The 14,274-nt window shown below is 77.2% G+C and carries 9 protein-coding genes; 7 read left to right on the forward strand and 2 right to left on the reverse strand.

Features of this window, described 5'->3' with window-relative positions; genetic code table 11:
- The first annotated feature begins 38 nt into the window (after nt 1-38).
- From ATL51_RS21390 to ATL51_RS21400, 3 genes are read left to right on the forward strand one after another with little or no spacing between them, the layout of a single operon-like run.
- Nucleotides 39-1,229: a uroporphyrinogen-III synthase gene (locus tag ATL51_RS21390; RefSeq protein ID WP_100879731.1), complete on the forward strand. Its 1,191-nt coding sequence runs from the start codon at nt 39-41 to the stop codon at nt 1,227-1,229.
- Nucleotides 1,226-1,933 (forward strand): sirohydrochlorin chelatase, encoded by a 708-nt coding sequence (locus tag ATL51_RS21395; RefSeq protein WP_100879732.1) that lies wholly within the window; start codon nt 1,226-1,228, stop codon nt 1,931-1,933. Before ATL51_RS21390 ends, ATL51_RS21395 begins: the two co-directional genes overlap by 4 nt.
- Nucleotides 1,934-1,935: 2 nt before the next feature.
- A complete protein-coding gene (locus tag ATL51_RS21400) occupies nt 1,936-2,718 on the forward strand; it encodes a putative protein N(5)-glutamine methyltransferase (protein WP_100879733.1) in 783 nt (260 codons plus the stop codon).
- A gap of 325 nt (nt 2,719-3,043) precedes the next feature.
- Here ATL51_RS21400 and ATL51_RS21405 read toward each other — a convergent pair whose 3' ends face one another.
- A complete protein-coding gene (locus tag ATL51_RS21405) occupies nt 3,044-3,325 on the reverse strand; it encodes an MGMT family protein (protein WP_073578330.1) in 282 nt (93 codons plus the stop codon).
- A 44-nt stretch (nt 3,326-3,369) separates the two neighbouring features.
- Between ATL51_RS21405 and ATL51_RS21410 the strand changes: the two genes are divergently transcribed.
- Nucleotides 3,370-6,915, forward strand: coding sequence for an ATP-dependent helicase (locus ATL51_RS21410; protein ID WP_100879734.1), 3,546 nt, complete (start codon nt 3,370-3,372; stop codon nt 6,913-6,915).
- Nucleotides 6,916-7,100: 185 nt separating this feature from the next.
- Here the strand turns inward: ATL51_RS21410 and ATL51_RS21415 are convergent, their stop codons facing one another.
- Nucleotides 7,101-7,949: an LLM class F420-dependent oxidoreductase gene (locus tag ATL51_RS21415; RefSeq protein WP_073578331.1), complete on the reverse strand. Its 849-nt coding sequence runs from the start codon at nt 7,947-7,949 to the stop codon at nt 7,101-7,103.
- 80 nt (nt 7,950-8,029) lie between these two features.
- On the opposite strand from ATL51_RS21415, the gene serS reads away from it, so the two are divergent.
- The 3 genes from serS to ATL51_RS21430 all read left to right on the forward strand — a co-directional run bounded on the left by serS (nt 8,030) and on the right by ATL51_RS21430 (nt 14,255).
- On the forward strand, nt 8,030-9,280 hold the full coding sequence (serS, locus tag ATL51_RS21420; RefSeq protein ID WP_073578332.1) for a serine--tRNA ligase: 1,251 nt from the start codon (nt 8,030-8,032) through the stop codon (nt 9,278-9,280).
- Nucleotides 9,281-9,785: 505 nt separating this feature from the next.
- On the forward strand, nt 9,786-10,802 hold the full coding sequence (locus ATL51_RS21425) for a glycoside hydrolase family 16 protein (protein ID WP_157818477.1): 1,017 nt from the start codon (nt 9,786-9,788) through the stop codon (nt 10,800-10,802).
- Between the two features lie 72 nt (nt 10,803-10,874).
- Nucleotides 10,875-14,255 (forward strand): ATP-dependent helicase, encoded by a 3,381-nt coding sequence (locus tag ATL51_RS21430; RefSeq protein WP_100879736.1) that lies wholly within the window; start codon nt 10,875-10,877, stop codon nt 14,253-14,255.
- The last annotated feature ends 19 nt before the right edge of the window (nt 14,256-14,274 follow it).

Consider the following 14,274-nt stretch of genomic DNA (forward strand, 5'->3'; position numbering starts at 1 on the left):
GCGCCGGCCGGCCGGGGTATCGGAGGAACGGAGAACCGGTGACCCGATCCGCCGCACGAGACACCGCCGCCGCGCCCGACGCGGCCGTGGTGCCACCGCTGGCCGGGTTCACCGTCGGCATCACCGCCGCCCGGCGCGCCGAGGAACTCGCCACGATGCTGGAGCGCCGCGGCGCGACCATCCAGCACGGGCCCGCGCTGCGCATCGTGGCCCTCGCCGACGACGCCGACCTCGAGACCCGCACCCGCGAGCTCGTCGCGGCACCACCGGACATCACCGTCGCGACCACCGGGATCGGCTACCGCGGCTGGATCGAGGCCGCCGACGGCTGGGGGCTGGGCGAGGACCTGCTCGCCGCGCTCGGCCGCTCGGAGATGCTCGCCCGCGGCCCCAAGGCGCGTGGCGCGATCCGCGCGTCGGGCCTGGTCGACGCCTGGTCCCCGGAGTCGGAGTCCACCGCCGAGGTGCTGGAGCACCTGCTCGACCGCGGCGTCGAGGGCAGCCGGATCGCGGTGCAGCTGCACGGCGAGCCGCTGCCCGACGTCGTCGACGCCCTGGAGATGGCGGGCGCCGAGGTCGTCACGGTGCCGGTCTACCGGTGGGCGCCGCCGCTGGACCTCGGCCCGCTGGACCGGCTGATCGACACCACCCTGGCCGGCGGGATCGACGTCCTGTCATTCACCAGCGCTCCCGCCGCGGCCGGGATCCTCGCCCGCGCTGGGGAGCGCGGGCTCCGCGAGGACCTGCTCACCGCGCTGCGCGGCCCCGTGCTGGCGCTGTGCGTCGGCCCGGTCACCGCGGCGCCGCTGGAGGCGCTCGACGTGCCGACCGTGCAGCCGCAGCGCTCCCGGCTCGGCGCGATGGTGCGGACCTGCGAGTCCGTCGCCCCGGCCCGCGCCCGCAGGCTCCCGGTCGGCGGCCACCAGCTGGAGCTGCGCGGACACGCGGTGCTCGTCGACGGCACGCTGTGCCCGTTGCCGCCGACGCCCATGGCGCTGCTGCGGCTGCTCGCCAAGCGTCCCGGCCGTGTCGTGTCCCGCGCCGAGCTGCTCGCCGCGCAGCCCGGTGGGGCGGGCGACGAGCACGCCGTCGAGAACGCGATCGGCAGGCTCCGCGCGGCGCTCGGTGTCCCCGGCCTGGTGCAGACCGTGGTGCGCCGCGGCTACCGGCTCGCACTCGAACCCGAGCACGGCGCGCACTGCGCCGAGGACCCGGAGGTGACCCGGTGACCGGGCTCCCGCTGCTCCTCGTCGCGCACGGGTCGCGCTCCGACGCCGCCGACGCGGTGATCCGGTCGCTCGCCGCGGCCGTCGCCGCACGCGGCCCGCAGGTCGAGGTCTGCTACGTCGACGTCCGCGGTCCCACGGTCGTCGACGCCGTGATCGGCCTGCGGGACCGCGGCCACGACGGCGCCGTCGTCGTCCCCGCGTTCCTCGCCGCCGGCTACCACGTGCGCACCGACCTGCCCGCCCAGCTCGCCGAGGTCGGCGCCGACCCGGCCCGGTTCCCGGTCACCCGCTCCATGGGTCCCGACCCGCTGCTCGCCGCCGCGGCCCTGGACCGGCTGCGCACGGCCGGCTACCGCGACGGCGACGCCGTCGTCCTCGCCGCGGCCGGCTCGTCGGACCCGTCCGCGGTCGCCCAGGTGCACGCGAGCGCCGGAATGCTCGCCCGCCGGGTCGGCCGTCCGGTCCCGGTCGGGTTCGCCGCCACCGGCAGCCCGTCGGTGACCGAGCTGGTCGCCCGGCTGCACGACGCCGGGGAGCAGCGGGTCGCGGTCGCGTCCTGGCTCCTGGCCCCCGGGGTCTTCCAGACGCGGCTGCTCGGATCGGGGGCCGACGTCGTCGCCGACCCGCTGGGCGTGCACGACGACGTGGTGACCGCCGTCCTCAAGCGCTACGCCGCCGGGGCCGCCGCGGTGCTCGCCGCCTGACCGTGCCCCGGCCCGACCCGGACCTGGTCGCCCGGCTCCGGGCGGCGGGCTGCGTGTTCGCCGAGGACGAGGCCGCGCTGCTCGCCGCGGCGGCCGACGGGCCGGAGCTGGAGGTGCTGGTGCGCCGCCGCATCGCCGGGGAGCCGCTCGAGCACGTCCTCGGCCGGGTGGACTTCGACGGGCTGACCGTGCGGGTCACCCCGGGGGTGTTCGTGCCGCGCCGTCGCAGCGAGGCGCTGGTGCACGCGGCCGTCGCCGCGCTGCCGGGCTCCGCGCATCCCGGGCGCCCGCTCGTGGTCGACCTGTGCTGCGGCTGCGGTGCGCTCGGGCTCGCCGTCGCGCGCCGGGCCGCCGTCGACCTCCACGCCGCCGACGCCGACCCGGTCGCGACCGTCTGTGCCGCGGAGAACCTGGCCGGGGTGGGGGCGGTGCACACCGGTGACCTGTTCGCCGCGCTGCCCACCGGGCTGCGGGGACGCGTCGACGTGCTCGTCGCGAACACCCCCTACGTACCCAGCGGCGCGATCGGCTCGATGCCCCCGGAGGCCCGCGACCACGAGCCCCGCACCGCACTCGACGGCGGCCGCGACGGCCTCGACCCGGCCCGCCGGGTGGCCGCGGGGGCTGGGGAGTGGCTCGCGCCGGGCGGGGCGCTGCTGATCGAGACGGGCACGGCCCAGGCTCCGGTGCTGGCGCAGGTGTTCGGCGGGCACGGTCTCGTCGCGCACATCGGGCACGACCGGGACCGCGACGCGACCTGGGTGGAAGGTCGCGCGGCGCCCTGATCGGCCGCCCCTTTGCTCTGCTCACCGATACGCAGCAGCCCCCGGCAGCCCCGTCGAGCCTCGTGACGTCGCTCGGCCCGGCGCATCGAGATGCACGTTCCCGCCCCGGCGAGGGCGAGAACGTGCGCCTCGATCGGGCGGCGGGCCACGTGCTGCGTCATGGTGAGCAGAGCGCTCAGGCTGTCGTGACCACCAGACGTCCGGGAGCGTCCGCGGTCCAGGCCCGCTCCACGTCGCCCAGCTCCGCCACCCGCAGCGGGATCCGGAGCCCCCGGTCGCGACGGCGTCGAGCAGGCGCGGCAGCTCCGCGAGGCCGAGGACCGGCTCAGCGTCTGCGGTGCTCGCGGGGCAGCCGGCCGTCGACCATCAGGATCCCCTCGGCCCGCAGCCGGGCCGCCTGCTCGGCGGCGATGTGCGGGGCCGAGCGCCCGTCGGAGCGCAGCACCCGGTGCCACGGCAGGTCGTGGCCGTCCTCGGCGAGGATCCGGCCGACCAGGCGCGCCGAGCGGATCCCGGCCAGCTCGGCCACCTCGCCGTAGCTGAGGGTCTGCCCGGGCGGGATCGACCGGACGACCTCGCGCACCCGTTCCAGGGTCTCGGAGTCCACGCCTGCAGTCTGACGCTGTCGGTGCCCCGTGGTCTCATCGCCCCATGAGCCGAACAGCCCCCGAGCAGGCGTCGCCGCGCCTGGTGCGTGCGGACCCCCGGCCCGCTCCCGTGCGGGAGTGGACCGGTGCCGCCGCGCGGGTGCTCGCGCACGAGCGCGGCGCGCTGCGGGTGCTGGGCGGCCCGGGCACGGGCAAGACGAGCCTGCTGCTCGACGCGGTGGTCCGCCGCATCCGGGCCGGGGAGCCGCCGGGGTCGGTGCTGCTGCTGGTGGGCAGCCGCCGGGCCGCGGAGGAGCTGCGCGGCCGGCTCACGTCGCTGCTGACCGCGGGCGGGGGTGAGCTCGCCGGGGACTTCGGGGTGCACACCACCCGCGAGCTCCTGGTGCGGACGGTGCACTCCTACGCGTTCGGGGTGCTGCGGCTGCACGCCGCGCGCTACGAGGACCCGCCGCCGCGGCTGCTGGCCTCGGCCGAGCAGGACGTGGTGGTCCGCGAGCTGCTCGCCGGGGAGATCGACGGCTGGGGCGGCACCGTCACCGGCTCGGGCTGGCCGGAGCGGCTCGACCCGGCCCTCGGGCTGCCCGGGTTCGCCGCGGAGCTGCGGGAGCTGCTCCTGCGGGCGGCCGAGCGCGGACTGGGGCCACGCGAGCTGGCCGAGCTGGGACGCGAGCACGGGCGCGAGGAGTGGGTCGCCGCGGCCCGGTTCTTCCGCACCTACGAGGAGGTCACGCTGCTCCGCGGGGCGGCGGGGCGGGGCGCACCACAGGCGACGGCCCCGGCGCTGGACTCCGCCGAGCTCGTCGCCGCCGCGCTGGACACCCTGGCCGCGGACCCGGACCTGCGGGAGCAGGAGCGGCGCCGGGTCCGTCACCTCCTGGTGGACGACGCGCAGGACCTCGACCCGCAGCAGATGGAGCTGGTCGCGGCGCTGGCCGAGCACGCGGGGTCCACGCTGCTCGCGGGCGACCCCGACCAGGCGGTCCTGACCTTCCGTGGTGCGGACCCGCAGGGCCTGACCGTGCTCGACGCGCCCACCGAGGTCCTCACCGTCGACCACCGCCAGCAGCCGGGGGTCCGCGCGGCCGGGCTGCGGGTGGCCGAGAAGCTGCCCGGTGCCGGGGTGACCCGCACCCGTCGCGGTCCCGGGCCCGCCCCGGGGGACCACGCGGTGCCGGACCCGACCCCGGACGCGGTACCGGAACCGGTGCCCGACGCCGTGCCGGCTGCGGCGGGCGCCGGGGTGGGGGAGTCCCTGCAGGTCCGGGTGTTCGGGTCGCCCTCCGCGGAGGCCGGCTGGATCGCCGACCGGCTGCGGCGCGCACACCTCGTCGACGGGGTGCCGTGGTCGGACATGGCGGTGCTGTCCCGGTCCGCGCGGCGCACCCTGCCCGCGCTGCGCCGGGCGCTGGCCGCGGCCGGGGTCCCGCTGGCCGCACCACCGGACGAGGTGCCGCTGCCGCGCCAGCCCGCCGTCGTGCCGCTGCTCCTGGTGCTGCGCGCGGCATGGCGGCCGTCCGCGGTCGACGCCGACCTCGCGACCTCCCTGCTCACCTCACCGCTGGGCGGTGGTGACCCGATGCGGATGCGACGGCTGCGCCGCGGCCTGCTGCGGATGCACGCCGCCGCGGGGCACGACGTGCGGACCTTCGCCGACGACGAGCGCGTCGAGGCGGGCGAGGTCGACCCGGCCGCGGCGAGCAGCGACCCGTTGCTGGTCGGGATGCTGCGCGACGCCGTCGCGGGCCGGCCCGACCCGCTGCCGATGCTCTCGCCCGCCGAGGCCGCCCCGATGCGCGACGTGGGCCGCCTCCTCGACACGGCCGCCCGCTCGATCGGCGCGGGCGAGCAGGTCGAGGAGACGTTGTGGAAGGTGTGGCGGCGCACCGGCCTGGCGAAGCGCTGGAGCGAGGCCAGCGCCCGCGGCGGCCCCGGCGGAGCGGCCGCCGACCGGGACCTCGACGCGGTCCTGGCCCTGTTCGACGCGGCCGCCCGCTACACCGACCGGCTGCCCGGCGCCGACGTCGGCGGGTTCCTGGAGTACCTGCTCGACCAGCAGCTGCCGGGGGAGACGCTGGCCCCGCAGGCGCCCCGGGGCGGCGCGGTCGAGCTGCTCACCGCACACGGCGCCCGCGGCCGGGAGTGGACGGTCGTCGCGGTGCCCGGGGTGCAGGAGGGGCTGTGGCCCGACGTCCGGCTGCGCGGCAGCCTGCTCGGCCATGAACGGCTCGTCGACCTCGTCGGTGGGGTCGCCGCCCCCGACGACGCGGTCTCCCGCACGGCGCCACTGCTCGCCGAGGAGCGGCGGCTGTTCTACGTCGCCTGCACCCGTGCCCGGACGACGCTGCTGGTCAGCGCCGTGCAGGGGGAGGACGAGCAGCCCTCCCGGTTCCTCGACGAGCTCGACCCCCGCCCCGCCGACGCCGCCGAGGCCCGCCCGGTGCACCGGCCCGAGCGCTCCCTGGTGACGGCCGAGCTGGTCGGGGAGCTGCGGCGCGCCGTCACCGAGCCCGACCACGGCGACCCGGGACGGGCCGCACGTCGTCACCGGGCGGCGACCCAGCTGGCCCGGCTCGCCGCGGACGGCGTCCCCGGAGCCCACCCCGACGACTGGTACGGCGTCGCCGACCTGTCCGACGGCGCCCCGCTGCGCGCCGAGGGCGAGCTCGTCCCGATCTCGCCCTCCGACGTCGAGACGATCGCCGGCTGCCCGCTGCGCTGGGTGCTGTCCCGGCACGGCGGCGACGAGACCGGCGCGCTGTCGGCGGTCACCGGGTCCCTGGTGCACGCGCTGGTGCAGGCCCGCGCCGCCGGGGCCGACCCGGTGGAGCTGGAGGAGGCGCTGCGCTCGGCGTGGCGGCGGCTGGACTCCGGGGCGCCGTGGTTCGGGCGCCGCGAGCTGGTCCGGGTGCGGGAGATGCTCGCCGCCTTCGACGACTGGGTCCGCCGCAGCCGTACCGAGGGGCTGGAGCTGGTGGCCGTCGAGCAGCCGGTGCAGCTGGACCTGGACGGCGAGGGCGACAGCGAGGGCGACGACCCGGGCCTGCCCCCCGGCGGCATCGGTGCGGGCGACGACGACCCGGCGGGGGCCGCGCTCCTGCCGGTCGACACCGACGGCGACGGCGCGGCCGGGCGCGGCGGCGGGGCCGCGCGGGCGGCCCGGCGGGTCCGGCTCCGCGGCCGGGTCGACCGGCTCGAACGCGATGACCAGGGGCGCCCGGTCGTCGTCGACGTCAAGACCGGGAAGACGGCCACCTCGGCCCGGGCCACCGCCGAGCACCACCAGCTGGCCGTCTACCAGCTCGCGGCCTCGCTCGGCGCGTTCGACCAGCTCGTCGGGGGTGGGGTGGAGCCGGGCGGGGCGCGGCTGCTGTTCCTGGCCGACCGCAAAGCCAACGGGGAGGCGAAGGAGCCGCAGCAGGCGGCGCTGCGCCCGGAGGAGATGGGGCACTGGCGCGACGTGCTGATGACCTGCGCCGAGGACTCGGCGGGTGCGGTGTTCGTCGCCCGCGCCGGGCCGGACTGCGACCGGTGCCCGGTCCGCACCAGCTGCCCCGCAGTCGAGACCGGCCGGACGGTGGTGGACGGGTGAGCGGGTCCGGTCCCGGACCCGGCGGTCGGCGCCCCGGTCGCTCCGCCCCGGCGGTCGCATCGCCGCGGTAGGCCCAGGCCAGGACCGCGACGACGGCGACGGCCGCCGCCACGATCAGTGGCGCCGGCCGTCGCAACGGTCCCAGCAGGGACAGGTCGTCGGGGGTGGGGCGCACCCGGCCCGGGCTAGCCCGCGCTGCCGAGCCCCAGCGCGCTCGCCAGCCGCCGCAGGTCGCCCTCCGGCTCGGCCATCCCGCGCGTGATGACCTGGGCACAGACGTGGTCGGCGCCGGCGTCGAGGTGCTCCTCGAGCCGGGCCGCGACCTGCTCGGGGGTGCCGTGCGCGACGAGCGCGTCGATCAGGGCGTCGCTGCCGCCGTCGTCGAGATCGGACTCGGCCCAGCCGAGCCGCTTCAGGTTGTTCCGGTAGTTGACCAGGCCCAGGTAGGGCTTCTCGACGGCCGGGCGGCCCAGGGCGCGGGCGGCGGCCGGGTCGTCGTCGAGCACGACCTTGTGCTCCGGCGCGATCAGCGCTCCGGCGCCGTAGCGCTCGCGGGTCGAACGGGTGTGCTCGGGCGTGGTCAGGTACGGGTGCGTCCCGGCGGACCGCTCACGGGCCAGGTCGAGCATCTTCGGGCCCAGCGCCGCGAGGGCACGCCCCTCGGTGGGGACGCCGAGCTCGTCGAGCCGGTTCACGTAGGCGACGAGCGCTGCGTACGGGCGGGTGTAGTCGCTGGTGGCCTCGGGGTGCCCGACGCCGATCCCCAGCAGGAACCGGCCCGGGTGCCGCGCCTCGATGCGGTGGAAGGACTCCGCGACCTCGTCGGCAGGGGTGGCCCAGATGTTCACGATGCCGGTGGCCACGGCCAGCGACGTCGTCGCGTCGAGCAGCGACTCGGTCAGCGCGAGGTCCCCGGGCGGGGAGCCGCCGACCCACACCGCACCGAACCCGAGCTTCTCGATCTCCACGGCGAGATCGGGGGACAACCCGGTCTCGTGCCGCCAGACGCCGTACCTGCCGAGGGAAACACTCATGGTGGTGAGTACCACCGCGCGGGCCCGATCATTCCCGGTCCTACGATGGCCCCTCCACTACGCGAGAGGCTGGAACAGCAGTGATCGACCTCAAGGCGGCCCGACAGGACCCGGACACCTTCCGCACGGCGCTGTCCCGTCGCGGCGCGTCCGCGGACTTCGACGCCCTGCTGGAGGTCGACGCCCGCTGGCGGGAGGCCACCGACCGCGTCGGCAGCCTGCGCGCCGCGGCCAAGCAGCGGCCCAAGGGCAAGCCCACCCCCGAGCAGGTCGAGCAGTTCAAGCAGGAGAAGGAGGAGCTGCGCGCCGCCGAGGACTCCCTCGCCGCCGCCGACGTCGAGCGTTCCGAGCTCCTCGCCCGCATCCCGAATCTGCCCGACCCGACCGCCGCCGACGGCATGGCCGAGGAGGACGCGGTCACCGTCCGCACCTGGGGCGAGCCGCCGGTCTTCGACTTCACCCCGCGCGACCACCTGGACTTGGCGTCGTCGACGGGCCGGGTCGACATGGCCCGCGGCGCGCGGCTGTCCGGGTCGCGGTTCGCCTACCGTTTCGGCGACGTCGCGCGGCTCGAGATGGCCCTGTTCCGCTACGTCATGGACAAGCTCGCCGGCGAGGGCTTCGTCCCGGTGCTCGGCCCGGTCCTGGCGAACGAGCGGGCGATGTACGGCACCGGTTTCCTGCCCACCGAGGCGTCGAACCTCTACGAGCTGGAGAAGGACGGCCTCTACCTCACCGGCACCTCCGAGGTCGCGCTCGCCGGGATCCACATGGACGAGATCGTCGAGCTCGACACGCTGCCCGCGCGCTACGTCGCGTTCTCCACGAACTTCCGCCGCGAGGCCGGCGCGGCCGGCAAGGACACCAAGGGCATGTTCCGGGTGCACCAGTTCGACAAGGTCGAGATGTTCGTCTACTGCCTGCCGGAGAACTCCCAGGACGTGCACGAGGAGCTGCTCGCCCACGAGGAGTCGATCGTGCAGGAGCTGGGGCTGCCCTACCGGGTGCAGAACATCGCCGTCGGCGACCTCGGCAACCCGGCCGCGAAGAAGTACGACATCGAGGCCTGGTTCCCGGTCCAGGAGCGCTACCGCGAGATCACCTCGTGCTCCAACACCACCGACTACCAGGCACGACGCCTGAACGTCCGGTTCCGTCGCGAGGCCGGAGCGCCGACCGAGAACGTGCACACGCTCAACGGGACCGGCGCCACCGCCCGCGCCATGCTCGCGATCATGGAGAACTTCCAGGACGCGAACGGGACGGTCACGGTGCCGGAGGTCCTGCGGTCCTACGGTGCCCCCGCGACCGTCGGGAACCCGCCGGCCTGATCCCGGGTCGCAGGCGGGGTGACGCGCGCGACCTCCTGACGGGGCAACCGAACGGGGGCCCGCGCGTCCTGCTTGCGTGGAGAAATCGGGGAGTGGTGTGTCGCGGGCCGGGGAGCGCCCGGACCCGTCGCGCCACGCCGCCCCCGCCGGGTCCGACGCCCGCCGTCCCGGCTCCCACCGTTCCGAGGACCGGCCGGACACCGCGGACTCCGGTCGGCACCGCTCGCCCGAGCCGCCCGTCGACGGGCGTCGTGCCGCCCGCGGACCCGTCGCCCGCCCCGAGGACATCGTGGCGTCGACCGTCGCCCTGCCCGCCGCGGACCGCGCCCCCGTCGACCGAGTCCCGGAGTCCCGCCGCTCCGTACGCGGGGTGCCCGCGCCGTCGCACGCCGCCCCGGGGACGCGTACCGCCCCGGACCCCGTCCCCGGCCCACGCCGAGCGCCCCGGCCTCCGGCGGCAGCGCAGGCACCCGCGGTCCGGCCCCCGGTGGCGAGGACCCCCGTGGTGCGTGTCCCCACGACGCCGGAGCCGGTCGACGCGACCTCCCGTATCCGCCCCACCGACCGCGGAGCCCGTGCCACGGTCGTCCGGGCCGAGATCCCGGACGGTGCCGGACGGGCGGACCGTGCCGGGCGGACCGAACGTCGTGAGCGCCCGGACCGCGCCGTCACCGGCCTGCGCCGCCGCATCGCGCACGGCACCGGCGCGATGGCGCTGGTGCTCGTCGCCGTCGCCGGGCTGACCTGGACCGTGCTCGTCCCGCCGGACGGCACGGCCGTCGCCGCCGACCCGGCGACCTCCGCACTGGACAACCAGCTGCCGCCCCCGCCGCCCCCGCCCCCGCCCCCGCCGCAGCAGTGGCGCCAGGTCGGTGGCGACGAGTTCGACGGCTCCCGCGTCGACCGCTCCACCTGGAGCGTCTACAACTCGCCCGGCGGGTTCGGCAACGGCCTGCGCCGCCCGTCCGCGGTCGGCGTCGGCGACGGCCTGCTCACCGTGACCGCGCGCCCCCGGGCCACGGGCGGGGGCGTCTCCGGCGGTGTCGCGATGCACGACGGTCAGCTCTACGGCCGCTGGGAGTTCCGCGCCCGCACCGACGTCGGCAACGGCTACAGCCCCGCGATCCTGCTCTGGCCGGACTCCGAGCGGTTCCCCGACGACGGGGAGCTCGACATGATGGAGATCCCGTTCGGCGACCGGCATGCGGCCACCGCCTTCGTCCACTACGGCGCGCAGAACCACATCCTGTCCACCGACACCCCCGGCGACTTCACCCAGTGGCACACCTTCGCCCTGGAGTGGCTGCCGGACCGGATCACCTGGTACGTCGACGGGGTGAAGAAGTGGGAGGTCACCGACCGCCGCGCGATCCCCACCACCCCGATGCACCTGGCCATCCAGCTCGACCAGGGCCCGGCGTCGGGGTGGATCCCCGGCCCGGACGCGACCACCCCCGACGAGGTGCGCCTGCAGGTCGACTGGGCCCGCGTCCTCGCACCGGTCGACGACGCCGGCCGCTGATCCGCCGCCGGGGCCGGGCCGGGACGGCGCCGGGTGGCGGACCTGTCGGTGACGCCGGGTAGAACGGTCCGCGTGGACCCCACCCCCGCCGAGCTGGCACACGCGCTCGGTCTGCACCCGCCGACCGCGGAACAGGCCGCGGTCATCGCCGCGCCCGCCGGGCCGGCGCTCGTCGTCGCCGGGGCGGGGGCCGGCAAGACCGAGACGATGGCGGCCCGCGTCGTCTGGCTGGTCGCGACCGGCCGGGTGTTGCCCGAGCAGGTCCTCGGGCTCACCTTCACCCGCAAGGCCGCCCAGCAGCTCGGCACCCGCGTCCGGTCCCGGCTGCGCCGCCTCGCCGGGGCCCGGCTGCTCGACGACCTGGACCCGTCGGGTGCCCGGCGCGCCGCGCTGCTGGCCGGCGAGCCCACCGTCGCGACCTACCACGCCTACGCCGGTCGCCTGGTCGGTGAGCACGCGCTGCGGCTGCCCGCCGAGCCCGCCGCCCGGCTGCTCGGCCCGACGGCGGCCTGGCAGCTGGCCCACCGGGTCGTCTCCACCTGGGCCGCGGACCTGGAGATCGACCGGGTCCCCGCGACCGTCACCGGCTACCTGCTCTCCCTGGCCGGGGAGCTGGGGGAGCACCTCGTCGAACCGGACCAGGTGCGGCGCCTCGCCGAGCGGATGCTGCCGGTGCTGGAGCACGCCCCGCCCGGCAAGCGGCAGCGCGCCGAGCCCTCGGCCGGGTACAAGGCCCGCATCGCCGGGCAGCGGATGCGCTGCGAGCTGCTGCCGCTGGTCGAGGAGTTCGCCCGGCGCAAGCAGGCCGAGCAGGCCATGGACTTCGCCGACCAGATGGCCCTCGCGGCCCGGATCGCCGAGGCCGACCCGGAGGTCGGGCGGATCGAGCGTTCCCAGTACCGGGCCGTGCTGCTCGACGAGTACCAGGACACCGGGCACGCCCAGCGGGTGCTGCTCCGCGCCCTGTTCGGCGTGCCGCCCGGGCTCGCCCCGGAGCCGGACGACGGCCCGGACCACCGCTCGGTCACCGCGGTCGGCGACCCCTGCCAGTCGATCTACGGCTGGCGGGGCGCGAGCGCCGGGAACCTGGCGCGCTTCCGCACCGACTTCCCCGCCACGGGCGGTGACCCCGCGCCCGTGCACGGGCTGCTCACCAGCTTCCGGAACCCGGCCGAGGTGCTCGTCCTGGCCAACCGGGTCTCCGAGCCGCTGCGGACCGCGCCCGGCACCGTGCGGGTGGGGGAGCTGCGCCCGCTCGACGGCGCCGGCCCCGGCGACGTCCGGGCCGCCCTGCTGCCCGACGTCGCGGCCGAGGTGGCCTGGACCGCCGACGGCATCGCCGGGCGCTGGCACGCCGGACACGACGAAGGCACCCCGCCCACCGCGGCCGTGCTGGTCCGGCGCCGCTCCGACATGGACGCGCTCGCCGCCGCGCTGCGCGACCGGCGGGTCCCGGTGGAGGTGGTCGGACTCGGTGGGCTGCTGTCCACCCCCGAGGTCCGCGACCTCGTCTCCGCGCTGCGGGTGGTGTCCGACCCGCTCGCCGGGCCGGCCGCCGTCCGGCTGCTGACCGGGCCGCGGTGGCGGCTCGGGATCGCCGACCTGGCCGCGCTGTGGCAGCGCGCCCGCGAGCTCGTCCCGCACCGCCCGGCCCGCCCCGGGCCGCTGTCGGCCGCCGACCTGGCCCTCGGCGCACTGCCCGGCGAGCAGGCCGAGCAGGCCGGTCTCGTCGACGCCCTCGACGACCCGGGTGGCCCGGAGCGCTACTCCCCGGCCGGGTTCGACCGGATCCGGCGGATCGGCCGTGAGCTCGCCCAGCTGCGCGCCCGCACCGCGGCCCCGCTGACCGACCTGGTGGCCGACGTCGAGCGGACCCTGCTCCTCGACGTCGAGACGATGGCCCGCCCCGGCCCCACCGGCCGGGCGCACCTCGACGCGTTCGCCGACGTCGTCGCGGATTTCGCCGCCGGTGCGGACGTGCCGTCGCTACCGGGTCTGCTCGACTATCTGGAGACCGCCGAGCAGGCCGAGGAGGGGCTGACCCCCGGCGAGGTGGAGGTCGCGCCGGACCGGGTGCAGATCCTCACCGTGCACGCGGCGAAGGGGCTGGAGTGGGAGGTCGTCGCCGTCCCGCACCTGGTCGCGCAGGTCTTCCCCGGCCGCAAGATGTCCGGCTCCTGGCTGAAGGACCCGGCCGCGCTGCCGGTCCCGCTGCGCGGCGACGCCGACGACCTGCCCGGCCTGCACCTGCCCCCGCCCGGCGCCGACCGCAAACAGGTCGAGACCGCGCTCGACGACCACGACGACGCCCTCGACGAGCGCCGCCTCGCCGAGGAACGCCGGCTGTTCTACGTCGCGCTCACCCGGTCCGAACGGGTGCTGCTGGTGTCCGGGCACCGCTGGCCCGCGACGGGGGAGAAGCCGAAGGAACCGTCGGTGTTCCTGACCGAGCTCGCCGAGATCCTGGAGGGCCCCGGCGGCTCCGAGGTCGGTGTGCTGGAGCAGTGGGCACCGCCGCCCGAGCTGGACACCGGCAACCCGGCGCTGGGCGTCGAACGGACCGCGCAGTGGCCGCCGGACCCGTTCGGCGACCGCGCCGACGACGTGCGCTCCGGGGCCGACCTGGTCCGTACCGCGCTGCGGGCCCGGCGCCCGAAGCGGCCGCGCCGCGCCGCGCCCGCCGACCAGCTCGCACTGGAGCTGCCGGCGGCTCCCGACGCGGAGCCCGGGGCCGGCGTGGTCGACGCCGAGGGTGATCCCGAGGGCTGGGCCGCCGACGTCGACGTCCTGCTCGCGGAGCGGGCCGCCGCCGCGCAGCGGCCCACGGTGTCGCTGCCCGGGCGGCTGTCGGTGAGCCGGCTCGTCGAGCTCGCCGACGACCCGGACGCGCTCGCCGTGCGGCTGCGCCGTCCGGTGCCGATGCCGCCCGACCAGCACGCCCGCCGCGGCACCGCGTTCCACGCCTGGCTGGAACAGCGCTTCGGCGCGGAACGCCTGCTGGACATCGACGAGCTGCCCGGCGCCGCCGACGAGTCGGTCTCCTCGGAGGCCGACGCGACCGAGCTCGCCGAGCTGCAGGCCGCGTTCGAGGCGTCGGAGTGGGCGGACCGGCGGCCCGTCGACGTCGAGGTGTCGTTCGAGACGGTGCTGGCCGGGGTCGCCGTGCGCGGCCGGATGGACGCGGTGTTCGCCGACCCCGACGGCGGCTGGACGGTCGTGGACTGGAAGACCGGTCGCCTGCCCGCCGAGGACCGCAGGCAGGCGGTCGGGGTGCAGCTCGCCGCGTACCGGCTGGCATGGGCGGCGCTGCAGGACGTCGAGCCGGACCGGGTGCGGGCGGCGTTCCACTACGTCCGCGACGGCGTCACCCTGCGCCCGGCGGACCTGCTCGACGCCCGCGCGCTGCACGAGCTCGTCGCCGGGGTGCCGACCGTCTCCGCCGCCGAGGTGTAGCCGCAGGACGCGGAGAGCC

Source organism: Pseudonocardia alni (assembly GCF_002813375.1).
Lineage (GTDB): Bacteria > Actinomycetota > Actinomycetes > Mycobacteriales > Pseudonocardiaceae > Pseudonocardia > Pseudonocardia alni.